The sequence below is a fragment of the Opitutus sp. genome (assembly GCA_024998815.1).
Lineage (GTDB): Bacteria > Verrucomicrobiota > Verrucomicrobiia > Opitutales > Opitutaceae > Rariglobus.
Window position 1 is genome coordinate 682,165 of sequence record JACEUQ010000001.1, and the last position, 25,197, is coordinate 707,361.

Consider the following 25,197-nt stretch of genomic DNA (forward strand, 5'->3'; position numbering starts at 1 on the left):
TTGGGAACAATTCAAGATTACGCGCGTCAGACGAGCTCCGAACTTATGTCCACCAAAGCTCAGGAGGTCGCCTTGGATCGTCTGTTGGTTGATCGCTTTAAAAGCGGTGACGATGCCGCGTTTAATGAAATGGTGAGCCGCCACTGGGACCGCATCTATGGAATGGTCCATCAGCTCCTGCGAAACCAGCAGGATGCCGAGGAGGTCACCCAAGACGCGTTTATCCGGGCACATCGCGGGCTGGGGAACTTTCGCGGTGAGGCCGCGTTTTCGACTTGGCTGTACCAAATCGCCACCAACCTGGCGCGCAACCGCTACTGGTATTGGTGGCGGCGTCGGCGCGATCAGACGGTCTCGTTTGATCAACCGGTGAGCGACAGCAACAGCACGCCGCTTTCGGAGGTTTTCTCGACCGACATGGCCACCCCGGGTGACATCACGGTGAACCAGGAACTCGTCGATCACATCGCTTTGGGGATGGAGAAAATTGGTGCCAAGCACCGTGAGGTTTTGATTCTCAGAAACGTCAAAAACCTATCCTACGAGGAAATCGCCGCGGTTCTCGGCATTTCGGTGGGTACGGTTAAAAGCCGGATCGCCCGCGCCCGCGAAAGCCTGCGCGCGGCTATCGGAAAGGACTTCAAATGAACGACCGCCGCTTTACCGAATTGCTCAACCTCTACCTTGATCATCAGATCACTGCAGCGGAGGCCGCTGAGCTCGAAGCCGCCGTGCACAGTAGCCCCGCCCGGCGCCGGACCTACGAAGAATACTGCGCGCTTCAACGCGCTTGCAGTCAACTTGGCAGCAACGCCCGCGCCTGCGCCCCGATTGCGCCCCGCTTTGCCCGTTCAGTACAGGACGTGGAGCGCAAGATCACGGCCCCGCGCCGCGCTCACCGCTGGTATCCGCTTCAACTCGGCGGCCTTGCCACCTTGGCCATGGCGGCGGGTTTCGCGCTGGTCATCATCCTCAACCAAGCGCCCCAATCGGATCCGGCATCCGTGGCACGGAACCCAGCGCTGGCCGCAGTCCAATCGGCACCGGTTTTGGTGGCTGCGGGTTCGCCTAGGCAGCCTGAAGTGGTGGTGGTAACGCCCTTCACTGTTCACCCTTCGCTCGTCGCAATTGGTTTAGCGGCAGCACAGAACGCGGACGATTCTCAAGTCGCCGGGCCTGACCGTGAGGCCCTTGAGTGGATGCAACGGGTTGACCAGCTTCCCCGCAGCACGCTCGTTCTCGACGAACAGGCCTTCACGGCACGCACCATGGTCCCGGTGGATACGCACGTGTTTAAGCGCCCCCATTCTCTGCAAAATTCCGCTGAGTTCACCGGGTTCCAGTTGTCGCGGTGAGGCGAGCCACTCGGGTCGTCGGACGCCGTGTACTAAGCGGCGTCCGGATTTACCGGCTGAAATTTAGCCGTTATACCCAATCGCGTTCCCGACAGCTTAACGATGAAACCGGTTCTTTTTGGGGAGAGGAAAACCTCGACGTAAACTCCTTGAGCTCACGCTCAAGGCCACACCCTGCGCGAACACACTGCTCGTGGCCTTGAGCGTGAGCTCAAGGATGCCCGAAACCTAAATTTGAACGCTGATGAGCATCAGGGCAGTTTGGCCTGGATCAGCTTGCTGACGGCACCGAAATCGATGAGGCCTGCGTCGGGGTGCTGCTTGAGCGCGCCGATCACTTTGCCCATCTCCTTTTTGCTTAACGCACCGGTTGCGGCAATGGCCTCGGCGACGAGTGACTCCAGTTTGCCGGCGTCGAATCCCTTGGGCAGGTACTTTTCGACCAGGGCGATCTCCTTGAGGTTGGCCTCAATCAGGTCGTTGCGACCGCCTTTGGCGAACTCGATGTTGGCAGCCACGAGGTTTTTCACGGCTTTGCGCAAGGTCACCAAGACCAGCTCATCGTCGATGGGCTTATTGAGGTCCATCGCCGCACGCTGAATGGCGCCGTCGTTGGTGCGTAGGATCGTGGCAAGGGCGCTGTCGCGCGCTTTGACTGCGATGATGATGTCGGCTCGGAGGGTTTCGTAAATCGTGGCCATGGTTTGAAGGCGCAGCGTGAACGCCCGCGAGCCCCTGTCGAGCCGACTGATACCGGTTTAACGAAGGAACTGCGTGATGCGCGGGATCGCCTCGGTATTGGCGTCCGCCAGCACATAGTGGCCGGCATCCTCTAGGTAGTAGCTTTGCGCCTGGGGCAGGCGCTTGCCCCACTCCTCGTAAAAATAGTCGTTAAAGCAGAAATCCCTTCCGCCCCACATGATGAGGGCGGGGTTGTTTTTAAAGTTCTTCAGGCCTGCCGCCGTATCGGTGAGCGTGCGCCAGGTCGGATGCGACGGCAGCATGGGAATATCCTTAACGAAGGCGTCCACCGCGACCCGGTTTGCCCACGAATTATAGGGGAGCAAAAACCCGCGTTTCTCGGCGGCGCTCAGTTTGCGGCGGTGCATCGACATCCACACGGCGGGGGCCGCGAAACCGTTGAGCCCACGCACCAGTGCGGAGCCGGGGAAACGGGTTTTGCACAGGGCGATGCGACTGGGGATGTGCGGCGAGGGAAACGCCCCGGTGTTGAGCACGACGAGTTTGCCGATGCGTTGGGGATAACGCGCCGCATAGCCAAAACCGATCGCCCCACCCCAATCATGCACAACTAAATGAATACGCTTAACCCCAAGGTGGGTGAGGAGCGCATCCACGTCCCCTATACGCGATTCCAGCGTGTACGGGTAGTCCTGGGGCTTTTCGGATAATCCCATGCCGATGTGGTCAGGCACAATGCAGCGCATGTTCGGCGCGACCGCCCTCACCAACTCCCGGTAATAAAACGACCAGGTCGGATTACCGTGCAGCATGAGCACGGCCTCATCGCCGTCGCCACCCTCATCGAGGTAGCTCATGCGCGCGCCGCGCGGGGTCGCGAACGAGCGCGGCGTGAAAGGATAAAGGGGCTTAAGCCAGTCGGGTAGTGTTACCATTCGAGTGCGAGCATCAGACAATTTAGACCGCTGCCGATTCCGAGCAGCGCAACCTTGGTTCCGTCGGTCACCGCGCCTGCTTCAACCGCCTTGGCGAGCGTGGAGGGCAGCGCAACTGAACCGGTGTTACCCAGGGTTTCAAACGTGGAAAAATCTTTGGCGAGATCCAGACCCAGCGCCTCATAAAGTTTGCGCCGATGCGTACTGCCAACCTGGTGACAGATAAACCGGTCCGCCGTGTTCGCATCGTAACCGGTTTCGGCGGTGAACGCATCCCAGGTGTCCTTCGCCAGCGCCAGACCCGCGGTGAGCAGAGCCTCGCTGTCGGTTTGCATGGCCAGCGCCTCGGCGCCGTGGTTGTCACCTTGGCAAAGCTCGCTGTGCACGGTAGCCGCGCGGGCGATACCACCCAGCAGGCGATGCGGGCTTGAGTCGCGAGGCAAAACCGATTCGTGGCACACAACCGCACCCACCGCTCCCGAGCCAATGGTGAGATTGGCGAAAAACGGCTTGATGCCGTTTCGATCCAGCGGCGACTCCAGCAGCGTTTTGAGTGTCTGCTGGACAAGCGGGCCGCCGTTTTCGCCGGAGACGATTAGGGCGCATTTGATTTGTCCGCTCTCAATCAGACCCGCGGCGATGGTGAGCGAGTTGAGAAAACCCAGGCAGGCGTTCGACACATCGAAAATCTGGGCGCTGGCAGGCAGGCCGATCTTGCGGTGGGCAAAGGACGCGGTGGCCGGTTCCATCATATCGCGGCACACCGCACTGTGTATAAACAGCTCGACCTGCTCAGCACGCAGGCCGGACTTGGCCAGGGCCGCTTTGCCGGCAGCTGCGCTGGCGTCGGATGGACGCGTGCCAGCTGGCCAGACCCGGCGCTCACGAATGCCGGTCATCAACTCGAGGCGGCCAAAGGGCAGCTTCAGACGCTCGTAGAGCGGACGCAGGCGCTCCTCGATGTCGGTCGTGGTCAGGACCTCGTCGGGCAAGGCGACGGCGAGGGATTCGATGCAGGTGTGGTTGAAACGCATCAGGCTTTGGACTCCATGCGCATGGCCAACCGCACGACCTCTTTGTCGAAGTAGTTACTGCCGAGACCGGCGTCGACGACGAGAGTGGTGCCATTGACGCCACTGCTACGCTCGCTGAGCAGGAAAACCGTGGTGTTGGCCACTTCCTGCGTACTCAGATTACGCTTACGGAAGGTGAGTTTTTCGGCGTAAAGATAACTTTCCAAATAGCCGGGGATGCCGGCCGAGGCGCTGGTTTTAAGCGGGCCGGAACCGACGACGTTGAAGCGCACCTCGCTGTGATCGCTGAATGATTTGGCTAAAAACCGGGAAGCTGACTCGAGGGCGGCCTTAATCGGGCCCATGTAGCCGTAGTTGTCGGGCGTCACCTGCAACGAGGAGATGCCGATGGTCACCACGGAGGCGTTTTTGACCAGCAGGGGCTTGAACGCGTTGGCCACCTCAACAAGCGAAAACGCCGAGATGGCGGTCGCCTGAAGGAAGTCCGCGCGCTTGGTTTCGTGAAACGGTTTAAACCCCTCGCTGTAGTTGGCGAAGGCGATCGAGTGGACGATGCCGTGGATCGCGTTAAACCCAGCGGCGGCGACGTCAGCGGCGAGGCGGGCGGCTGCGCCCTCCTGCTCCACGTCGCACACGAAAACCGGCTTGCCCGCCAAGGTGGTTTCCAAGGACGCCTTTCGGGCGGGACTGCGCACGCTGTAAAGCACGACTGCGCCCTGCTCCTCCAGAGTTTTGGCGGTGAACCAGGCAACGCTCTTTTTGTTGGCGACACCCAGGACCACGAAGGTCTTGCCGGTGAGATTTAAGAAATCACTCATCACTGCTGTTGCTGCTGCTGCTGTTGAGCTGCGGCGGCGCCACCCTCGGGCGTTTTCCAGGCCACGGCGAATTCCACTGTCAGCACCCGGGTGCCATCGGCCTTTTTGATCGCACCGGTCATCATGGTGAAGGCGCCGACCACTTCCTTTTTCTTCACCTCGATGAGAATCGTGTCACCGGGGTAAATGGGGCTGCGGAAGCGCACATCGGCTATCTTGGCCAAAAGCGGCACGCCTTCGCCGGGTTTGGCACCCGCGGCCAGCGCCTGCTTGGCCATGAACAAGGCGCCGGTTTGAAACACCGATTCGCACAGCAGAACGCCGGGCGTGATGGGTGCCGAGGGGTAGTGGCCCTTGTAGAAATCTTCCTCGGCGCGCCAGGTGCGGCGGGCGGTGAGGCTGTCGGCGGTTTCGGCGACGATATCGTCGACAAAAAGAAAGGGTGGCCGGTGCGGGATGAGGTCGGTGACGGCGGTGGACATGGAAAGGCTGAAACCACACCGAGACTCCCCTTGCCCTGCAAGGTCGGAAATGCCCGATTCGGCGCTAGTTTTTTCGTAGCGCGGCGAGGATGGCCGGCACATCGGCCTGCAGGTCGAGGCGGTTCCCACGGGGTTCATGGCGAATCGCATCCGGTCCAGGGGGTATCACGGCGTGGTAATCGAGGGTTTTCAGTTCCGCCAGGCGGCCGAAGCAGGGGTTAACATACGCGCGGTGGAAAAACTCCACCACCCGCGTGCCCGCTGGACTGAAAACCAAGTTGGCCAGCCCCGCTCCATGCGGCGCCACCACTTCGCGGGCATGGGCGAAGGCGTTGATCTGGTCCAGCCAGGAGAGCTCCTCGAGCCGCAATTTCGTGAACCCGCGCGCCTCCAATTGCGGCCACAGCTCGGCTTCGTTGAGCACGCGCCTGCGTTCGGCGTTTTCGCGACTCACGTAAATTTTATCGCCAAAAACAGGCGCAGTCCCCCGCCAGGGTGCGGTGAACTCATACACGCGCTTGACCCCAAGTGGGCTCGGGTTCCCTGCCCTGTCCGTGAGCGGTGGAATCAAAAGCTGTTCGCACTCAAAATGCGTATGGCGCCCAACCGCCAAAATCGGGCCTGAAAAACGGCCCAAATCAAAGGCTTCTCGAATAAACGGCGCGCGCTGACTGACAATAATGCCCGTTCCCGCCGCTCGCTCCAGCGCCAGCAGCCGTGGCAACTCTTCGAGCAACCAGTGGCAATAGCGGGTGCCGAGATTGACCGCGACCACCGCCGTCGCACCGGCAATTCGCACCGGTCGCCGGATCTGGGGGTAACCGAGTAGCCAATGTGAATCGGCCGGCCCGCCGAAATCGGTGGATACATCAATAGCCACGGAGCTTCCATCGGGGGCGAGCACGGTGCCGGAGCCAAAAACCCGGCCGCCTGGCAACTGCGCAACCCAGCTGGCTGCGGACGTTGCGCCTGACTCAGTCTCTACGTTTTTCGAATCAAGATAACTCCCGCCAAAACGCGCGAGCAGGGCGTCCAGCCGCTCGCAGGCGACGGGCGGCGGCAGGTAGCTGGAGGTGCTCGTCTTCAAGGGATTTTAATGCGGGTGAAACCGTCCGCAGGCAGCGACTCCAGCATAGGCTCCATCTTAGGCTCCCGCCTGACGCTTTAGCGGCGGCGCGGCTGCAAACGCGGCGACCACGAGAAATACTCCTTGGGCTCCTCGGCCATCGGCGCAGCGGCCGATTTTCCGGCACTTGGAGGCGGCGTGGTCGGGGGCAAGCCCGCGGCCTCGCGCAGTTTATCCTTTTTGCTTTTGCGCTTACCCTTAACGCCTCCCGTGCCCGGCGCAGTCGGCACGATGACGTCGGTGGGCTCCAGCCCTTCGAGTTGTTCTCGCACAATCGACAGCCGGTTCCGCTTCTCAATGAGGCGGAAATGCGCGTCGGTTTCCGCGCTGATAAAACTCACCGCGACCCCGCTTTCGCCGGCGCGCCCGGTGCGGCCGATGCGGTGAACGTAATCGGCCGGTGAGCGCGGCAGGTCGTAGTTCACCACCACAGGCAGGCTGGCAATGTCGATGCCCCGCGAGGCGACATCGGTGGCGATGAGAACGCGCACCTGGCTCGCCTTGAAATCCGCCAGCGCCTGCGTGCGCGCGCCTTGGCTGAGTTCGCCGTGAAGCGCGGCCGCGTCGATTCCGGCGCGTCGCAGTTTTTCGGCGACGTGCTCGGTGGTGTACTTTGTGGCGACAAAAACCAGCACGCGAGTCCAGCCATTGAGCTCGATGAGATTGCGCAGGAGTTGGGTGCGCAGCGGCGCGTCGACCTCGAAGGCGCGTTGCTGAATGTCGGGCGTGTCGGTGGGCGCCGCGGGCATTTGGATGCGCGTGGGATTAAGCAAAAGATTCTCGGCGAGTTTCCACACCGCCGGAGGAAAGGTGGCGGAAAATAGCAGGTTCTGGCGGCGTGCAGGGAGCAGGGCGATAACGCGCGCGAGTTCATCAGCAAAACCCAGCGAGAAGAGCCGGTCGGCCTCGTCGAGCACCAGTGTGGTCACTGCGGACAGCGACACGGCGTTGTGATCAACCAGATCGAGTAGCCGCCCGGGTGTGGCCACGATGATGTCGGCGCCGCCGCTGAGCGCCATCATCTGCGGATTGATGGAAACGCCACCGGTGACGACCATGGTTTTAAACGACTCGGTGCCGGGCAAATGGCGCCCATAGGCCAAAAGGGCTTCGCCGATTTGCGCGGCGAGCTCGCGCGTGGGAACCAGAATCAGCGCCCGCACAAACCGGCCGCGACCGCGCGGGGTGGCGGCGAGGGTTTGCAGCAGCGGAAAGGTGAAGGCGGCGGTTTTACCGGAACCGGTTTGTGCGGAGGCCCAGACATCGCCCCCGCGCAGGATCGCAGGAATGGCGGCGGATTGAATCGGCGTGGGCGTGAGGTAATTGCGCTCGGCGAGGGCTTGGAGCAGTGGCGCGGACAGGCCGAGAGAAGAAAAAGACATGGCCTAGCGATGAGCGCAGGTCGGGCGGGTGGGAATGCTAAAGATTCGCCCCGCCCTTTCGTCCGTTTCCGGCTACCCGCCCGAAGGCGCACCGAGAGTGTTTTTTTGCGCGAGATCCTTACAGCCCTTGAGGTCGAGTTTGCCTGTGCCCAAGACAGGGATCTGGTCGACGCGCACCACCACCTTCGGCACCCACAGATTCGGCAAACCGGCGGCGGCGAGCGTTACCCTCACCCGCTCCACCGTGAGCTCGTCGCTGGTGGTAAGGATCACGAGTTGTTCTCCCTTGTTCGCGTCGGCCACCCCGATGACAACCAGCGCATAACCCTCGTCCTGGTTGAGCGCGAAGCCCTCGATCAGGGCCTGCTCAACGTTGCCATGTGGCACCATCTCGCCGGCAATTTTAGAAAAACGCGAAAGGCGCCCCTCGATAAAAAGAAAACCGTCTTCATCGAAGCGCCCGAGGTCACCGGTCAGGTACCAGCCGTCGTGAAACACCTCAGCGGTTTTCTTCGGGTTATCGAGGTAGCCGCGAAACAGGTTTGCCCCGCGGAACGCCACCACACCGGTCGCGCCCAGAGGCAATTGCTCCAGCGTCTCGGGGTTAAACACTCGGGCGGTCATGCCGGCCATCATGCGCCCGACCGAGCCAAAGCGCTTGCCCTGCTGCGCGGCTGCGGTGTCGGTCGGCAACAGGGGGTCAGGCTGGTTCACATTGGTTGCCGGCGAGGCCTCCGTCATCCCATAGCCTTGGAGAACGCTGAGGTGAAACTTACCCAGAAATCCCTCGTACAGGTCGATCGGTAAGCGCTCGGCGCCGGAAACAAGAATCTCCAGCGAACGAAGGTCGGCGGGCACCGCTTTTTTTAAGATGGGGCGCATAAACGTGGGGGCGCCCACCATCACGCTGACCGCTTCCTCGCGAATGGCATCGATGATCTTTTGGGTTTCCAGCGGACTGGGAACCGACACCGAGCGGCAACCGCGCAGCAGCGGGTACCACATGTTCACCGTGAAGCCGAAACTGTGGAAAACCGGCAGGCAGCTCAACATCACGGCGGAGGGCGGAAACAGGGAGAGCGTGGAAAATTGCCAGCAGTTGGCCAAAATGTTGCGATGGCTCAGCACCACACCCTTGGGCTCGCCCGAGGTGCCGCTGGTAAAGAGCAGGCCCGCCTCTTCGGTGTCGCCGCGATCCGGCAAACGCAGGAGCCAAGGCAGACATTGGTTGGGCAATATCATGGCGGCCAAATACCAGGGCAACAGCGCGCGCTTGCCGCCGATCTGTTGAAACACCGAGGTTAAATCCAGCGTGGATTCGGGCCACGGAAAGCCGGTGATTTTCGCCCGCATCGCGTCGGCGGAGACGATCGTTTTTAGGCCCGCCATACGCAGGCTCGCCTCGATGGCGGCGCGTCCGGCTGTGAAATTGAGGTTCACCGGAATCTTGCCCGCACAGAGCACCGCAAGGTTGGCGATGGTCGCTCCAGCCCCCGGCGGCAGCACGATGCCCACGCGTCGTTCCGGCACGTTCCGGCGCAAATGAACAGACAGGGCAGCCGCGGCAGCAAAGAGCTGGGCCGCGGTCAACTCACGACGAGCCGCCGTGCGATCAACCATGACCACCGAACGCGGGTTACGGCCCAGGCGGCGAACGATCTCGTTACCCAGATTGCGTTTCAATTGCGGCCGCTCGTCATAGGCCGCGCAGCCCAGGTCCAATAGCGCATGGCGCACTTCACCCGCCTGCGCGCGCTCGGCGGGAATCGGCTCGCCCCAGGCCACACAGACGGCAGAACGCATGAGCCGCGGTGATTTAAAAAGATACTTGTTATCTGAAAACGAAAACACCGAGCCCCAGAGGCCATCGTGCGCCACGGGAATGACGGGCACCCCGGCTTTACGAGCCATTAACTCAAAGCCCCGTTCCAACTTCATGAGTTGCCCTGTGCGCGAAATGCCGCCCTCAGGGAAAACCAGGACCAATTCTCCTGCTTGGAGCGCCAAGGTGACGCGGCGAACCGTTTCGAGCGCACTGGTCGGGGAGACCGGGATGGTTCCGGTGAGCTGAAAAACCAAACGGAAAAACCAGCTTTGTTTTAGGAATGTCTCATGCCCCACGTAGCGAATGGGCCGCGGGCAGGCCACCTGCAGCACGATGACGTCCATGTAGGACAGGTGGTTGGCGACGATGAGCGCCCCACCCGCCTGCGGCACGCGCTCGGCGTTGAGCACGCGGATGCGGTAAAGGAACCGGCAGGCTACGGCTACCGGCCATGCCAACCAGCGGCTCACATGCGCTGGGGGAAACAAAGCGGTTTCATCCATGTGATTAAAGGGGGGGGTAAACAAAACCGGTGCGACGCGGGGACTGGAGTTAAATCAGGCTGAGGATCGGCGGTGTGTTAAGTGGTGGCGGATCAGGATGCGAAGCGTTTAAGCCTTCAGCAGCGCGCGCAACGTGGTGCAAGCGGCGGTATTGCCGGCGACGAACTGGATGCGATCCATTTTGAGGTTAAACACCTTCATCGGGAATTGTTCGCCATTGAGGAACTGGACCTGCCCGCCACCCGCCCAAACCAGCGGGACGGCAGCGGCGATATCCCAAATCCGCACATTGTGGTCGACGGTGGCATCAAGCAGGCCGACCGCCACATAGCCGAGGTGCAAGGTGCTGCTGCCCAGGCCGCGCAGTTTGAAGTTTTCCACCAAGGCGGTGGCGTGATGCGAGAAGGCTTTGTCACAAGGACTGTGGAATCCGAGCATGCTATGGCTGTCGGGCGGCGTGGTTTTAACCGTTGCCTCCAGCTCGCCATCCCACAGCCCAAACGTCGGTCCGCCATGCATCAGAACGCGGCGCGCCATATCGTAAATGATGCCGTAAACTGGGATTCCGTTCTCCAGGAGGGCGAGCGAGATGGCACAGTAGGGAATGCCGGTTGCGTAGTTGTTGGTGCCATCAATCGGGTCGAGTACCCAGGCAAAGCGCTGCGTCAGCGCTGTGGGCTCGTCGGTCTCGGCAAGCTCCTCACTAAAAAAATGGTCGACGGGAAAAAGCGCCCCGAGGTCCTTGAAGATGCCCGCCGAGATGGCCAGATCAGCGGCGGTGACCCGGGTGCCATCGTATTTCCACTCGCTCTTCACCTTGCCGAATTCGCGGTGCATGAATTCGGTTTGGGCGAGCACGGCGGTTTTACCGGCAGCAATACGGGCGAGCAGTTCAGGGGAATGCATACGTTAAGGTCATTCCACGGAAGCCCGGCGAAGGAAAGTCGCGAACGTAAAATTTATCGGCGGCAGGCTTCGTTTTTCAGGCATTGTGAAAGTCACGCCGGTTACTGGGTGCGTGCGAAACCCCGCAGGCCCCGCGCGCGACACCGGCCGCCAAATAAGGCTTCCCCTCCCCGCCCGCCACCTGTTGCGTTGGGGGTTTCTTCATGACGCCCGCCCAGGAAATCGCCCGCCGCCGCACCTTTGCGATCATCTCGCACCCCGATGCCGGCAAAACCACGCTGACCGAGAAATTCCTTCTCTACGGCAACGCCATTCATTTGGCCGGCGCCGTCACTGCGCGTAAAAGCCAGCGCGCCACCACCTCCGACTGGATGGAGCTTGAGAAACAGCGCGGCATCTCCATCTCGTCGACGGTCCTGCAATTCGACTACCAGGGCTACGCGGTGAACCTGCTCGACACCCCCGGTCACAAGGACTTCTCCGAGGACACCTACCGCGTGCTCACCGCCGTGGACGCCGCCCTCATGGTGATCGATGCCGCCAAAGGCATCGAGCCGCAGACCCGCAAACTTTTTGAAGTCTGCAAACGCCGAGGCGTGCCCGTGTTCACCTTCATGAACAAGTGCGACCGCCCCACGCTCAACCCGATCGACCTGTTGGATGAACTGGAGCGTGTACTCGGCCTCACCCCATGCGCCGTCACTTGGCCCCTGGGTAACGGCCCCGGTTTCCGCGGGGTTTTTGATCGCCGTTCCAAGGAGGTCCACCTCTTCGAGCGCACGCCTCACGGTGCTTACCGCGCTCCGGTTGACGTCACCGGATTGAACGACCCGCTCGTGCGCGACCGCCTCGACGACTACACCTTCAATCAAGTCTCCGAGCAAATCGAGATCCTCGATGGTGCCAGCGCCCCGTTCGACCTCGCCGCCATCCAAGCCGGGCAGCAGACGCCCGTTTTCTTCGGTTCGGCGGTGAATAATTTCGGCGTGCAGCTCCTGCTTGAAGGGTTTTTGAAAAACTCCATTCCGCCGACCACACGCTCCTCGGTGAGTATGAGTGTGCCCGGCGCACCGGCGCCCTCCTCCGCTCGCGAGATCCTCGTCACCCACGAAAAATTCTCGGCTTTCGTCTTCAAGATTCAGGCTAACATGGACCCCAAGCACCGCGACCGTATCGCCTTTGTGCGGGTGTGCTCGGGTAAATTCACCCGCGACATGAGTGTCGTTCACCAACGCACCGGCCGCACCGTGCGCCTCTCCTCGTCGCACCGCCTTTTTGGCCAGGAGCGCGAGACCGTTGACGAGGCCTGGCCGGGCGACGTCATCGGCTTGGTGGGCCACGACGCCTTCTGCATCGGCGACACCCTTACTGAGGATCGTACCATCGCTTACGATGAAATCCCGCGCTTCCCGTCGGAGGTTTTCACCTACATCTCGAATCCCAACTCCGGCGATTCCAAAAAGTACCGTGCCGGCCTCGAACAGTTGCTGCAAGAAGGCGTGGTTCAGTCGTTCCAGCCCCGCAACGCGCCGCCTGGCTCAACGCTGCTGGCTGCGGTGGGTAACCTCCAGTTCGAGGTCGTGCAGTATCGCCTCAAGTCGGAGTACAACGCGGAGTCCCGCCTCGAGCCCACGCCCTGGACGCTGCTGCGTTGGCTGGAGCCGCATCCCGCGCTCAAGGACACTAGCACGCTGATCGTGGCGAGCGGAGTGAGCTTCGGCGTAGACAAGTTCGACCAACCCATCGTCCTGTTCCCCAACGACTGGACGATGCGCTACTTCACCGACAAAAACCCCGAGCTTAAACTCCACGAACAGCCCATCGAGCTGACGCGAAAAAACGGGTAAGTGTTTTGGTTATTGGGCCGCGTCAGCGGCCCACCGCGGAGGGGCGCAGGCGTAACAGAACGTGATGCGTCTCCTTCCCAGCGATCGGGCAATGTGGCCGACGTCTCCACAAGCGGCGCCGGCACCAGCCCACGGCAAGCGGCGAATGTTCTCACACGGGGAACTTGCGCTGCCGTGCGCCCGATTTCAGCTTTTGCGATCTTTAAGCATCCACCCCCGATGACCCCCAAACTGACCACCCCTGAACGCCGAGCGCACGTCGTGGAGTTAATTCGTGCCTGTGGCAGCGTGCTGGTTGCCTGCTCCGGTGGCGTCGACAGCGTGCTGCTAGCGGCCGTCGCCGCCCAAACCCTGGGCGACAAGGCCGTCGCCGCCACCGCCGTTTCCCCAAGTCTGGCCACTGGCGAACTCGAAGATGCCCGCGCCGCTGCCCTTGCCGCAGGCATTCGCCACTTGGAGGTCCCCACTAACGAAATCGACAACCCCGCCTACGCCGCCAACGCCCCCGACCGTTGTTTTCATTGCAAGGATACCGCCTACAGCACCTTCGCCGACCTCGCGCTACGCGAGGGCATCGCGGTGGTGATCGACGGCACCAACGCCGACGACACCGGTGACTTCCGTCCCGGTCGCCGCGCCGCCCGCGAGCGCGGCGTACGCAGTCCGCTGGCCGAGGCCGGCATGACCAAACAGGAAATCCGCGACTGGGCCCGCGAACTCGGCCTAGCGGTGTGGGACAAGCCTGCCGCCGCCTGCCTATCTTCGCGCGTCCCTTACGGCTCGCCGGTCACGGTGGAAAAACTCACGCGCATCGACCGCGCTGAGTCCGCCCTCAAACTCCTGGGCTTTCGCCAATGCCGGGTGCGCGACCACGGCACGGTGGCCCGACTGGAAATTGAGCCAGCGCAACTGGACGCCGTGCTCGCGCAACGCACTGCGGTAGTCGCTGCGATTAAAAACGCCGGCTTCGGTTACGTCTCCCTCGATCTTGAAGGCTTCCGTTCCGGCAGCATGAACGAGGTCATCGCCGTAAAACCCCAAACTTAAAAAGGACCCCGCCGCGCATGTCCGCCGAACCCCACAGCACCCTCGATCCCGACCGCCTAGCCCGCCAGGGCTTTCCTGAGATTGTCTATTGCCAGGGCAAGACCGCCCGCCAGATCAGCGACAACCTGCGTGCGTTGGCGCTGGCTCACGGCAACGCGTTCGGCACCCGCTTGCCCGCCGAGCGCGCGCCTGAGGTGCTCGCCGCTTTACCCGAGGCGAACTACGACCCGCTCAGCCGGACGATTTCGCTCGGCCTGCTCCCAGCGGCGGCTGGCCGTGGTGTCGCCGTGATGTGCGCCGGCACCTCCGATCTGCCGGTCGCCGGTGAGGCGGCGGCTACACTCGCTTTTCTAGGCCACCGCGTCACCCGTTTCCACGACATCGGCGTGGCCGGCATCCACCGCCTGCACGCCCGTATCGACGAAATCCGCACGTCCGGGGTGGTGATCGTTGTCGCCGGCATGGAGGGTGCCTTGCCCAGCGTGGTCGGCGGCTTGGTCGCCGCTCCGGTCATCGCGGTGCCGACCAGCGTTGGTTACGGCGCGGCCTTCGAGGGCCTGGCCGCCCTACTCGGCATGCTCAATTCCTGCGCATCCGGACTGACGGTGGTAAACATCGACAACGGCTTCGGCGCCGCCCTCGCCGCCCACCGCATTTTAAAACCCGCTGCTTCCCACTCATGAAAATCGCCTACTTCGACTGCATCGGTGGAGCCAGTGGCGACATGCTGCTCGGTGCCTTGGTCGATGCCGGCCTGCCTGCCGCCACCCTCGAAGCGGAGCTGGCCAAACTCAACCTGGCCGACTTCCACCTGCACGTTTCAAAGGTTTCCAAAAACGGCTTCGGCGCCACCAAGGTCGACGTGCACGCCCACGACAACGCCCCCGAGCGCCACCTGCGTGACATCCGCGCCATCGTGGAAAAATCCGGTGTATCCGAAAAGGTGAAGGAGCGCGCCCTGCGGGTGTTTACCCGGATTTGCGAAGTCGAGGCCGACATACACGGCCAGTCGGTCGACACGGTTCATTTGCACGAAGTCGGCGGGGTGGATGCGATTATTGATGTGGTCGGCGTGCTCGCGGGCGTCGAGTGCCTCGGGCTGGAACGCATCGTGGTGTCCGCACTGCCGATGGGGCGCGGTTTCATCAAAGGCGCGCACGGCCAGATCCCGTTGCCCGCGCCGGCAACGCTCGGTCTGCTCAAAGGCGTGCCGGTCTACGGCTCGCCCATTGAAAAGGAGTTGGTCACGCCGACCGGTGCCGCGCTGTTGGTGGAGTTGGCCGATGCCTGGGGCACGCTGCCAGCGATGACATTAACAAGCGTCGGCTACGGTGCCGGCACCCGCGATTTGGTCATACCCAACGTAGTCCGGCTGATGGTCGGCGAGACCAGCTCCACGGGCCCGTGGTTGAGCGAAACGATCACCGTGCTGGAAACCCACCTCGACAACGACCGCGGCGAAACCCTCGGCCACACCGTCGAACGCCTAATGGCGGCAGGCGCGCTCGACGTTGTCACCCAGCCCGCGCAGATGAAGAAAAACCGGCCGGCCCACGTCTTCACGGTGCTGACACGGGTCGAGGACGCCGACCGTATGGCGGGGATTATCTTTAAGGAAACGTCCACCTTGGGTATCCGCCGAACGGATACCCGCCGCGACGCGCTGCATCGGCACATGGAAACGGTGAACACCGCCTACGGTCCGATCAACGTGAAGGTGGCCCAACTGCCCGACGGCGGCGTGCGGGCGACCCCGGAGTACGAGGACTGCCGCAAAGCGGCCGAGGCCCACGGGGTAAGCCTGCGGGTGGTTACCCAAGAAGCCGAACACGTCGCAGCCCACCGGTTTGGCATCCCGCATTGAGGCGATTCCACGAAGTCGTGCAGGCAAATTAACCCGATTCATGGGGGAGCGACTACCAGAGGGGATACACCTTGAGCTCACGCTCAAGGCCACGACGAGCTTGCACACGAGGAGCGTGTACACGAGGAGTGCGCACATGAGGAGTGCCACACGAGGAGCGTGTACACCAAGGGTGTGACCTTGAGCGTGAGCTCAAGGATACCGTAAGGCTTAACTGGAACGCTGATTAGCCCCCAGACCGGCTGCGGCCTGCTTCAAGGCGAAGAGGTACTTGTCGATCTTGTTCGAGGTGATCACCCCGTAGTTAATCGTGCCCAGCCAGCCCGACATGATGATGCCCACGCTGCCGGCATGGAAAAGGCCGGGCAATTTATCCGATAAGTTCATCGAAACAGGCAGGCCTTCAAATTTGGTGCCGAAGGACGTACCCAACGTATGCGTGGTGTAACGCTCGATGGTCCGCGGGGTGGCGGCCTCCTTCCAGTCGATCTTGGCGCGTACATCGGGGATGTATTTCTCCAACGCCACGATGCTTTCCTCGATCATGCGCGCCTTGTTCTTTTCGTAATCCTCCTCCGACAGGTTGTTCCAGTCGGGGTAGCGCCCGTTGAGCGATGCCACCACCGTGTAGCGGTCGGTGCCAGGACGGGTTTCGGGGTAATACACCGAAAACGTGCGGCTGGTGGTGTTCAAATCGGTGAGCTCCTCGTTGCTGTACGTGGGGGCTTCTGAGGTGAAAACCAGGTCGCCAATGTTGGGGATCGTCTCGCCTTTGCGAATGCCCAGATACACTTGGCACGAGCTGGTGTTGATGCGCACGGCCTTGGCCTGCTCGACAAAGTCGGCGGGGAAGTTCTCCGCCCCGGCCAGGCGGAAAATCGTATTGTGGATATTGGCGTTGGACAGGACTGCCTTGGCGCGGATCACGCGGCCGTTTTTGGCGACGATGCCACAGGCGACTTTTTTGCCGCCACGCTCTTCGACCAGGATCTTTTCAACCAGAACTTTTTTGCGCAACTCGACGCCGTTTTTACGCAGCTCGACCGCCATTTTCTCGATGAGCACGTCGGAGCCGCCTTGAAAGGTGAATACGCCCGAACCCATGAAGTTGGAAAACACGATGCCGAAGGTGATCGCGGGGTCGTCAAAATTGGAGCCGTTGGCGTAGGAAATCGGCTCCATCAACAAGCGATGCACATCGGGGCGGCCGGGGAAAAACCGGTTGAACATTTCACCCGTGGTCTCGGGATTGTTGTCGTAATAGTTCATCGCCCGCAGGTGGTCGTAGAACGCCTCGACCGCAGACGGAGCCAGCTTGAACTGCTCGACCAAAACCCGCGTGTAATCTTCGCGCGTAAACGTGGTCCACACATCCATCTGCGGATTGACGAAACGCACGTCCTTTAACTGGTGAATCGAGTCGGCGATCTCCTTTGTCCAGTATCGCTTGCAGCTCTTGATCATGCCGCTCGGAAAGCCGTGCAACGAGATGTCGAAAATGTGTCCGCCCTTGCGGGTGAACCAGGTGGCGAGACCGCCGAACTGGTAGTGGTGCTCGAGCAAGAGAACCTTGTGGCCAGCCTTGGCCAGCACGTTAGCGCCGGTCATGCCGCCAAGGCCTGAGCCAATGACGATCACGTCGTATTCATCTGCAACACCTTTGAGCCAGTCGTAAGCCATGAGAAAGGTGCGAGTGAAGGCGCGAAGGGCGCGGGCGCAAGGGACTTTTCGCGAGATTCAGGCGGAGGGCGTACCTCGGTTTTGAGCAAAGGCCATTCATCGGCTTTCTTAAACGCGCCGACGCCACGAGAAATCAGCAGTACAGAGGAAAGCCGTGCATCAGGATGGTCGCGTTCGCTCGACTTGAGGGGAGCCGCGAAACCGGTAAGTCTTCAAAAAACACCACCTCCACCCACGCCGACCGAGGGTTGACCGGTGCGGCGGGTTAACGTTAGTACCCCACCCTCATCCTATGAGTCTTCCGCTGCCACACTGCCCGCACCTCCCGCCGCCCCGCAGCCAAATGGATTGGCGGGTGCTGTCCGCCCACGGCGACCTACGCGACGCCGGGTTTTATCTGAGCGCGTTGGAGTACGGCCACTACCTTTGGCAAGGAGGCTTCGCCGCGAGGGCGATTCTGTGCCTGGACCGAGCAATGGGGGCGGATCTGACGGCGGATGATGTTACCGCGAAAACCTGGCCCATCCCCTACGCGGCGATGGCTTGGTTTCTCACCCACACCCCCGAGGACGTTTTTATCGGTAACCCGCGCGTGCACTTCCAGCACTACGCCGATCGACTGAAGGGCCCGCGCCGCGATCAACGCCGCTGGCGGGCGTGGGCCTGCTGGGCACTCACCCGCCGCTTGCACCCCTACCTCCCCAACGACCCTCGCCACCTCGTGACCGAGCCCAGCGAAAACGACATCGCCACCGGCCTCACTGAGCATGGCCACCCCGAAGAGTCTGCCTACTGGTACGAGGTTTTAAGCACCTGCACACCGGTTCGCCCGCGGGCTTAAAAAGAATCCAAAAAAAATCGACTGGACTCTTGACAGAAGCAAATCGGGCCCTACGGTCTGCCCTCTTTCCTCATCCGGGGTGATAGCTCAGCTGGTTAGAGCGTCTGCCTGTCACGCAGAAGGTCGCGGGTTCGAGTCCCGTTCATCCCGCCAGTTTTAATCCCTCATCTCTAACGAGATGAGGGATTTTTTTTGCCCCCTCGGATTCCGGTGATTCGCCTGCGTCGGGCCAACATTGGCCCACTTAAACCTCAGCTACGGTTCTTCGACCGCTCCACTGTAGAGAAAACTGAACAACAGGGGCCCGCATGGCTGCCTCAGAGCCTCGCCCGGGTTAATAACACAGCGGAACACGGCGCCCAACCCAATTTCGTTCTCGTTCTCTTTCACGTTCTCTTTCTGCTCGGTGGTTTTTCCATCATGTCCGCCGCTCCCGATCTCACCGCCGTCAAAGCCTACCTCCTCGATTTACAGGATCGCATCTGCCGCACGCTCGAAGCCGAGGAAGATGGCACCCGCTTTACTGAGGACCACTGGACGCGCGCCGAGGGCGGTGGCGGACGTTCCCGCGTACTGGCCGAGGGCACGGTTTTCGAAAAGGCCGGAGTGGGCTTTTCGCACGTCCACGGCACCCAGTTGCCGCCTTCGGCTACGGCCCATCGTCCGGAGTTGGTCGGCAAACCCTGGCAGGCGCTCGGGGTCTCGTTGGTGATTCACCCGCGCAATCCCTACGTGCCCACCAGCCACGCCAATGTGCGCTTCTTCATCGCCGATCCCGAGGGCGCCAATCCAGTCTGGTGGTTCGGTGGCGGCTTCGACCTCACACCGTATTATGGTTTTGAGGACGATTGCCGTCACTGGCACCGCGTGGCCCGCGACGCCGTTTCGCCCTTCGGCACTGAGCTGTACCCGCAGTGGAAAAAATGGTGCGACGATTATTTTTTCCTGAAACACCGGGGCGAACCGCGCGGCATCGGCGGACTCTTTTTCGACGACTACAACGCCCCCGGTTTTGAGCAAAGTTTCGCCGCTTTCCGCGCCGTGGGCGACGCCTACCTGCCCGCCTACGTGCCCCTCGTTCAAAGCCGCAAAGCCACCCCCTACGGCGAGCGCGAGCGCGACTGGCAGCTGTACCGGCGCGGGCGTTATGTGGAGTTTAACTTGGTCTGGGACCGCGGCACCCACTTCGGCCTGCAAAGCGGCGGCCGCACCGAGTCGATCCTCATGAGCCTGCCCCCATTGGTAACGTTCAAATACAACTACGCCCCCGAGCCTGGCAGCGACGAGGCCCGACTCCACACCGATTTCCTACGCCCCCGCGACTGGACCCATGCATGATGCTCGCTACTCGCTACTCACTACTCGCTACTTCGATCCAATGACTTCCCGCCAACGCTTTCTCGCCGCCCTGGCCTGCCAACCTCTCGATCGACCGCCGCTCTGGGTCATGCGCCAAGCCGGCCGTTACTTGCCCGAATACCGTGCGCTCAAGGCTCAATCCTCCTTCGTGCACATGGTGCAGACTCCCGCGCTGGCAGCCGAAGTCACGCTGCAACCCCTGCGCCGCTTCCCAGGGCTCGACGCCGCGATTTTGTTCTCGGACATCCTCGTGATTCCTGAGGCCCTCGGCCAACCCTACTCCTTCCGCGATGGCGGCGGTATTGAGATGGCACGCCGCATCTCCACCCGCGCCGACATCGAAGCACTCGCGCCCGTCACCGCAGTTCCCGAACGCCTGGCCTACGTCGCCGACACCCTGTCGCTGCTGAAAAAGGAACTCGCCGGTGAGAAAATGCTGCTCGGTTTCGGCGGTTCGCCGTGGACACTCGCCACCTACATGGTGGAGGGCGGCAGCTCGGATGATTTTGAGCGCATCAAGCTGCTGTTTTACACCGACCGCGGGACCTTCGACGCGCTGCTGGAAAAACTCACCGAGTCACTGATCGCCTATTTCCGCATGCAGATCGCGGCGGGGGCCGACGCGATCCAGATTTTTGATTCGTGGGGCGGGCTGGTTGCCGGCCAAGACTACGAGGCCGCCTCGTTAAAGTGGATACGCCGCATTGTCGCCGCTTTGCCCGCCGATTTCCCAGTGATTTTGTACGCCAAGGGCACGGCGCCCCACCTCGTTGATCAAGCGTTCACCGGGGTGCGTGCGATCAGCGTCGACTGGACCAACGACCTTTCGATCGTCCGCCGCACCCTGCCTGCCAACGTCGCCGTTCAGGGCAACTTGGACCCGGTGCTCATGCAAACGACGCCCGAAATCGTCGCGCGCGAGGCCGCCCGCCTGCTGGAGTCAATGCGCGGCACCGCCGGCCATGTGTTCAACCTCGGCCACGGCATCACCCCGCAGGCCAAAATCGAGTGCATGCAGGCGCTGATCGATACCGTGAACAACTGGAAGTAAAGCACCGCCCCTTCATGAACAAAACCGCGATCGCCGACGTGCTCACGCACATCGCCACCCTGCTCGAGCTCACCGGCGAAAACCCCTTTAAAATCCGCGCCTACATTTCGGGCGCGCGCCAACTCCAGTCCCTCGAACAAAGCGAGCTGGAGACCCTGCTGCGTGAAGAGCGCCTGCAGTCGGTTAAAGGAATCGGCGCGGCCCTTGCCCAGCAGATCGGTGAGCTGCACGCCACGGGACGCTCGGCGCTGTTGGAACAACTGCAGGCCTCCATCGCGCCCGGCTTGGTCGAGATGCTGGAGGTGCCCGGCCTCGGACCGAAGAAGGTCAAAGCCATCCACGACCAACTCGGCATCACCACCCTCGCCGAGCTCACCACCGCCTGCAACGAAGGGCGTGTCGCCGAATTGGCCGGCTTCGGCGCCAAAACTCAGGAGAAAATCCTGGCCGGCATCCGCAACCGCGAGGCCTATGGGAAACGCCACTTGTGGTGGGCGGCGCAACAGGTGGCCGAGCCCATCATCGCCGGGCTGCGAGCACTGCCGCAGGTCTCCCAGGCCGAAGCCGCAGGCAGTCTGCGCCGTTGCATGGAGACGGTGGGCGACCTCGATTTCATCGTCGCCGCCACGGATGTTGCCCCCGTGGTCGAATGGTTCGTGACCCAACCCGGGGTCCAGGAAATCACCGCCCGAGGTGACACCAAGGCGAGCGTGCGCTTTGACACCGGCTTGCAGGCCGACCTGCGCCTCGTGCCGCCCGAGCAGTTCGCCTTCGCACTGCATCACTTTACCGGCTCAAAGGATCACAACGTGCAGATGCGCCAGCGCGCCCTGTCGATCGGTCTTTCGCTCTCCGAGTGGGGCTTGGTGCTTTCAACCGGCGAGGGCACAACCAAAGAAAAGGCCGCAGCCGAATCACTGCCGGCCGCCTCCGAGTCGGCGCTGTTCACCGCCTTGGGTCTCGCGTACATCCCGCCCGAATTGCGCGAAGGACGCGGCGAGATTGAGGCGGCCGAAGCCGATGCGTTGCCGCATTTGATCGAACTGGACGACCTTCGCGGGGCGTTTCACAACCACACCACGGCCTCCGATGGTAACAATACCCTGGAGGAGATGACCGCCGCCGCCGATGCACTGGGTTGGTCGTATCTCGGTATCGCCGACCACTCGCCGTCGAGCGTTCAGGCCCGTGGGTTGAGCGAGGCGCGCCTTGCCGAACAGGTGGCGCAGATCCACGCGCTCAACTCCACCGGGCGCTACCGCACCCATGTGCTGACGGGAACGGAGTGCGACATCCTGCCCGACGGGCGGCTCGACTTCGACGACGGCGTGCTCGCCACCCTGGATTACGTGGTCGTGTCAGTGCACAGCGCGTTCACCCAATCGCAGGACGACATGACGGCGCGAATCATCCGCGCGATCGAGCACCCGCGCACCACCATGCTCGGCCACCTCACCGGACGGCTATTGCTGCGGCGGGAATCCTACGCCCTCGACGTGGAAAAAATCATCGACGCGGCGATCGCCAACCACGTGGTCATCGAGCTCAACGCCAACCCGTGGCGCCTCGACATGGACTGGCGCCACTGGCGCAAAGCCTCGGCGCGCGGGCTGCTCTGCGCGATCAACCCCGATGCCCACGACACGGCAGGCTTGGAGTTCGTGGCGGCGGGTGTTAACGCCGCGCGCAAAGGTTGGCTGACGAAAAACGCGGTGCTCAACACCCGCCCGCTGGCAGCGGTGCAATCTTGGCTGGCGCACCGCCGCTCCGGAGGCCACGGCCACGTCGCGCCTGCTCACGTTCACGCCTGATAGACAGTAACATTCAAGATGTAGCATTCTGCCGGCCCTGAAAAAACAGAAACCACTTCGATCCTTTTAGCCGCGAAAGAACGCAGAGAACGCATAGAAATACAGGGCTTGTTCTTTGCGCTCCTTGCGTTCTTTTGCGGCTAAACTGCTGCGGTTTTATTATTTCCGCACGGTTTCCATCAACTCACGTGCACGCCGGGTCGCCGCTTCGATTTGGGCTCGCGAAACGTCCTTCTCCAGTGACTCGCGCCACGCCCGCGCAGGTTCAGAGCCGAACGCACTGGCGACATTGAGCCACGCAAAGGCTTCAACGGGGTCCTTGAGCGCGCCCTCGCCCAGCCAATACGCAATGCCCAGGCAATACTGGGCGCTGGCAACCCCCTGGTCGGCGGCTTTGCGGTACCAACTCACGGCCTCCGATGAATCCTTGATGACGCCAACGCCCGCCCCGTACGCGCAGCCCAGGTTAAACTGCGCCTTGGCGAACCCCTGTTCCGCGGCTTTGCGATACCAGTAAACCGCGTTCACGGGATCCTTGATGACACCTGCGCCAAACCAGTACGCGATGCCGAGGTTAAACTGCGCCTCGGCATTGCCCTGTTCCGCTGACCGGCGGAACCATTTCACGGCCTCGATAGGGTTTTTGTCCACGCCTTGGCCAACATAATAAACCCGCCCCAGGTTGCACTGAGCTTTGGCGTCCCCGCGCTCTGCCAACTTGCGCAAGGCGTCGGGTCGATCCCCAGCCTCCGCGGCCGAAATCAGTGTTAGGAACACCACTAAAAAGCGGATCGTTCTCATGCCGCCGATTAAGGCGAAAAGGGGGCCTCGGCGCAAGCCCCCATCCACTGTACCCAAACGCCCGTGACGCCCCTGAAACATTCTCAGCTCCGATGCTGACAGACGGCCAAAATCCAGCCATTTCCTAGGCGCTCCGCCCCCTACCCTGCACGTGAACAACTCAGCTCAAACCCCAATCGCCGCCCTTGGCTGGGTTGCAGTGACGTTGGCCGCAATCCTCACGCTCGCGCTCTGCTTGCACCTGGCGCCGGAGTGGCTGCACAACCCCGACCTATCGCACGGGTTGCTCGCCCCAATCTTGTTTTTTCTGCTCATCCGCGAAGGCCGTCTGAGCAATCACGCGGGCTGGCACCCCGCCGAAACCGTGGCGTTAAAAGTGCTCCGCGCCGGCACGCTTGCCGCGGGATTGGCGCTGGTGGGGATGGCCGGTCTTTATGCCGCCACCACCGACTGGACGCACCCGCTGGTCGGCTTCTGCCTGGCGGTGGCGTTGTCGGCCTTGCTGCTCGGCGCGCTGCTGTGGTGCGCGACGCCCCGCGTGCGTGTCCTGCCGCTGAATTGGAGCACCCTCGTCGCAGTGGGCTTCTGGCCGCTGTGCGCGCCGATTCCCCCCGGCACTTATGCGCGGATCACCCTTCAGCTTCAGTTGTGGATAACGCAGCTGGTACTCGAGTCGCTGCACGTGCTGGGCATTGCCGCATCGAAAGCGGGTAACATCATCCTGCTCGCCCACACGCAGGTCGGAGTGGAGGAAGCCTGCAGCGGGGTGCGCAGCCTGTTATCGTGTGTCGTGGCGGCGCTGGTTTTCTCGGCCACGCTGGTCACCCGGCCCTGGCGTCGGGTGCTCTTGCTGCTGCTGGCGCCACCGCTGGCCTTCGTGCTTAACTTTGCGCGTTCGCTCGCCCTCACATTGCTGGCCCACAAGGGCGTCGACATCACCGGCCACTGGCACGATCTGACGGGTTTCGCGGTACTGGGCGCCACGGCGCTCATCCTCGGGGCGCTAGCCTTCGCACTCGCCAGCCCTCCCTCCCCACCCGCCCCGACTACGTCCCCGTCCACCGCGTCCCGCGTCACTCTCACCGGAGCCGGAAAACCCTGGGATGTGTTAACCGCCTACGTATTCGCTTTACTCCTACTCACCGGCTTCGTGGTGAACACCCACCGCGCAACCGCCCTTGATCCCGCCCCACCCAACCTGGAAGCGATGCTACCGACCACCGCCGCAACTTGGGACTGGGTTCAAACGGAGAACTTGCAGCCCTTCGCCCCGGTCCTGAAAACCGATCACCTCGTCCAGCGCACGTATGTGCGGCGCCAAGACACCCACCCCGAGGCCGAGCCGGTGCAACTCACCGTTTACCTGGCCTATTGGGCGCCCGCCCAAGTCAGCGTGAGCGCCGTGGCCCTGCACACCCCCGAAGCCTGCTGGCCGGGCAACGGCTGGACAGCGGACCGAGTCGAGTCGAACGCCCCGGTGCGGCTGCCGCAACGCGAGCTCCCGCCGCCGCAGTACCGTAGCTTCACCCAGGCGGGTAATCGCCAGCATGTCTGGTACTGGTACCTCTACGCGGGGCATTCGATCACGCAGACCAACCCGTATTCGGCGGTGGAACTGCTCCGCTTCGCGTGGCGTTACGGCTTCCGCACCGAAGGCGCGCAGGTATTTGTACGGATCTCCAGCAACCGCCCGTGGTCAGAGATAGCCAATGATCCGCTGCTCGCCGGAATCCTCGGCCGGCTGCAACCGTACGGATTGTAACTCGCATGCTCTTTCGACTCACCGCCAGAGAACGTTACGCCCTGTCAATTGTCGCCTTGCTCATCG

At 62.1% G+C, this 25,197-nt stretch carries 22 protein-coding genes and 1 tRNA gene; 12 read left to right on the forward strand and 11 right to left on the reverse strand.

The window, feature by feature from the left end; genetic code table 11:
• The first annotated feature begins 45 nt into the window (after positions 1-45).
• Entirely contained in the window at positions 46-648 is a 603-nt protein-coding gene (locus H2170_02925; protein MCS6299043.1) for a sigma-70 family RNA polymerase sigma factor, read from the forward strand.
• Entirely contained in the window at positions 645-1,355 is a 711-nt protein-coding gene (locus H2170_02930; GenBank protein MCS6299044.1) for a hypothetical protein, read from the forward strand. The genes H2170_02925 and H2170_02930 overlap by 4 nt, the downstream gene beginning before the upstream one ends.
• Before the next feature lie 251 nt (positions 1,356-1,606).
• Here the strand turns inward: H2170_02930 and H2170_02935 are convergent, their stop codons facing one another.
• The 9 genes from H2170_02935 to H2170_02975 form a co-directional block, all read right to left on the reverse strand.
• Positions 1,607-2,056 (reverse strand): GatB/YqeY domain-containing protein, encoded by a 450-nt coding sequence (locus H2170_02935; GenBank protein MCS6299045.1) that lies wholly within the window; start codon positions 2,054-2,056, stop codon positions 1,607-1,609.
• Positions 2,057-2,113: 57 nt separating this feature from the next.
• On the reverse strand, positions 2,114-2,992 hold the full coding sequence (locus tag H2170_02940) for an alpha/beta fold hydrolase (protein ID MCS6299046.1): 879 nt from the start codon (positions 2,990-2,992) through the stop codon (positions 2,114-2,116).
• Positions 2,986-4,026 (reverse strand): 3-oxoacyl-ACP synthase III, encoded by a 1,041-nt coding sequence (locus H2170_02945; GenBank protein ID MCS6299047.1) that lies wholly within the window; start codon positions 4,024-4,026, stop codon positions 2,986-2,988. The genes H2170_02940 and H2170_02945 overlap by 7 nt, the downstream gene beginning before the upstream one ends.
• On the reverse strand, positions 4,026-4,844 hold the full coding sequence (locus tag H2170_02950; protein ID MCS6299048.1) for an SDR family oxidoreductase: 819 nt from the start codon (positions 4,842-4,844) through the stop codon (positions 4,026-4,028). The genes H2170_02945 and H2170_02950 overlap by 1 nt, the downstream gene beginning before the upstream one ends.
• Positions 4,844-5,326 carry a beta-hydroxyacyl-ACP dehydratase gene (locus H2170_02955; protein MCS6299049.1) on the reverse strand — a complete coding sequence of 161 codons (483 nt, stop codon included), beginning with the start codon at positions 5,324-5,326 and terminating at the stop codon, positions 4,844-4,846. The genes H2170_02950 and H2170_02955 overlap by 1 nt, the downstream gene beginning before the upstream one ends.
• Positions 5,327-5,390: 64 nt before the next feature.
• The gene (locus H2170_02960; GenBank protein ID MCS6299050.1) at positions 5,391-6,413 is read right to left on the reverse strand and encodes a glycosyltransferase family 61 protein; all 1,023 of its coding nucleotides are present in this window, start codon (positions 6,411-6,413) and stop codon (positions 5,391-5,393) included.
• 77 nt (positions 6,414-6,490) lie between these two features.
• Complete coding sequence (locus H2170_02965; protein ID MCS6299051.1) at positions 6,491-7,834, reverse strand: DEAD/DEAH box helicase; 1,344 nt, start codon at positions 7,832-7,834, stop codon at positions 6,491-6,493.
• Positions 7,835-7,906: 72 nt separating this feature from the next.
• The gene (locus H2170_02970) at positions 7,907-10,162 is read right to left on the reverse strand and encodes an AMP-binding protein (protein ID MCS6299052.1); all 2,256 of its coding nucleotides are present in this window, start codon (positions 10,160-10,162) and stop codon (positions 7,907-7,909) included.
• A gap of 108 nt (positions 10,163-10,270) precedes the next feature.
• On the reverse strand, positions 10,271-11,068 hold the full coding sequence (locus tag H2170_02975) for an inositol monophosphatase (GenBank protein ID MCS6299053.1): 798 nt from the start codon (positions 11,066-11,068) through the stop codon (positions 10,271-10,273).
• 203 nt (positions 11,069-11,271) lie between these two features.
• On the opposite strand from H2170_02975, the gene H2170_02980 reads away from it, so the two are divergent.
• The 4 genes from H2170_02980 (at position 11,272) to larC (ending at position 15,826) form a co-directional block, all read left to right on the forward strand.
• Positions 11,272-12,915 carry a peptide chain release factor 3 gene (locus H2170_02980; protein ID MCS6299054.1) on the forward strand — a complete coding sequence of 548 codons (1,644 nt, stop codon included), beginning with the start codon at positions 11,272-11,274 and terminating at the stop codon, positions 12,913-12,915.
• Positions 12,916-13,134: 219 nt separating this feature from the next.
• A complete protein-coding gene (larE, locus tag H2170_02985) occupies positions 13,135-13,962 on the forward strand; it encodes an ATP-dependent sacrificial sulfur transferase LarE (protein ID MCS6299055.1) in 828 nt (275 codons plus the stop codon).
• Positions 13,963-13,979: 17 nt separating this feature from the next.
• Positions 13,980-14,645 carry a nickel pincer cofactor biosynthesis protein LarB gene (gene larB, locus H2170_02990; GenBank protein MCS6299056.1) on the forward strand — a complete coding sequence of 222 codons (666 nt, stop codon included), beginning with the start codon at positions 13,980-13,982 and terminating at the stop codon, positions 14,643-14,645.
• Entirely contained in the window at positions 14,642-15,826 is a 1,185-nt protein-coding gene (larC, locus tag H2170_02995) for a nickel pincer cofactor biosynthesis protein LarC (protein MCS6299057.1), read from the forward strand. Before larB ends, larC begins: the two co-directional genes overlap by 4 nt.
• Positions 15,827-16,036: 210 nt before the next feature.
• Here the strand turns inward: larC and H2170_03000 are convergent, their stop codons facing one another.
• Entirely contained in the window at positions 16,037-17,506 is a 1,470-nt protein-coding gene (locus tag H2170_03000; GenBank protein ID MCS6299058.1) for an NAD(P)/FAD-dependent oxidoreductase, read from the reverse strand.
• A gap of 343 nt (positions 17,507-17,849) precedes the next feature.
• On the opposite strand from H2170_03000, the gene H2170_03005 reads away from it, so the two are divergent.
• The 5 genes from H2170_03005 (at position 17,850) to polX (ending at position 22,568) form a co-directional block, all read left to right on the forward strand.
• Positions 17,850-18,347: a hypothetical protein gene (locus tag H2170_03005; protein MCS6299059.1), complete on the forward strand. Its 498-nt coding sequence runs from the start codon at positions 17,850-17,852 to the stop codon at positions 18,345-18,347.
• Positions 18,348-18,423: 76 nt separating this feature from the next.
• Positions 18,424-18,500: transfer RNA gene (locus tag H2170_03010), tRNA-Asp, on the forward strand.
• Positions 18,501-18,767: 267 nt separating this feature from the next.
• On the forward strand, positions 18,768-19,685 hold the full coding sequence (gene hemF, locus H2170_03015) for an oxygen-dependent coproporphyrinogen oxidase (protein MCS6299060.1): 918 nt from the start codon (positions 18,768-18,770) through the stop codon (positions 19,683-19,685).
• Positions 19,686-19,725: 40 nt separating this feature from the next.
• The gene (locus tag H2170_03020) at positions 19,726-20,757 is read left to right on the forward strand and encodes a uroporphyrinogen decarboxylase (protein MCS6299061.1); all 1,032 of its coding nucleotides are present in this window, start codon (positions 19,726-19,728) and stop codon (positions 20,755-20,757) included.
• Between the two features lie 14 nt (positions 20,758-20,771).
• On the forward strand, positions 20,772-22,568 hold the full coding sequence (polX, locus tag H2170_03025; protein MCS6299062.1) for a DNA polymerase/3'-5' exonuclease PolX: 1,797 nt from the start codon (positions 20,772-20,774) through the stop codon (positions 22,566-22,568).
• A 159-nt stretch (positions 22,569-22,727) separates the two neighbouring features.
• Here polX and H2170_03030 read toward each other — a convergent pair whose 3' ends face one another.
• The gene (locus H2170_03030; GenBank protein ID MCS6299063.1) at positions 22,728-23,369 is read right to left on the reverse strand and encodes a sel1 repeat family protein; all 642 of its coding nucleotides are present in this window, start codon (positions 23,367-23,369) and stop codon (positions 22,728-22,730) included.
• 151 nt (positions 23,370-23,520) lie between these two features.
• On the opposite strand from H2170_03030, the gene H2170_03035 reads away from it, so the two are divergent.
• A complete protein-coding gene (locus H2170_03035) occupies positions 23,521-25,131 on the forward strand; it encodes an archaeosortase/exosortase family protein (GenBank protein ID MCS6299064.1) in 1,611 nt (536 codons plus the stop codon).
• Positions 25,132-25,197 lie beyond the last annotated feature (66 nt).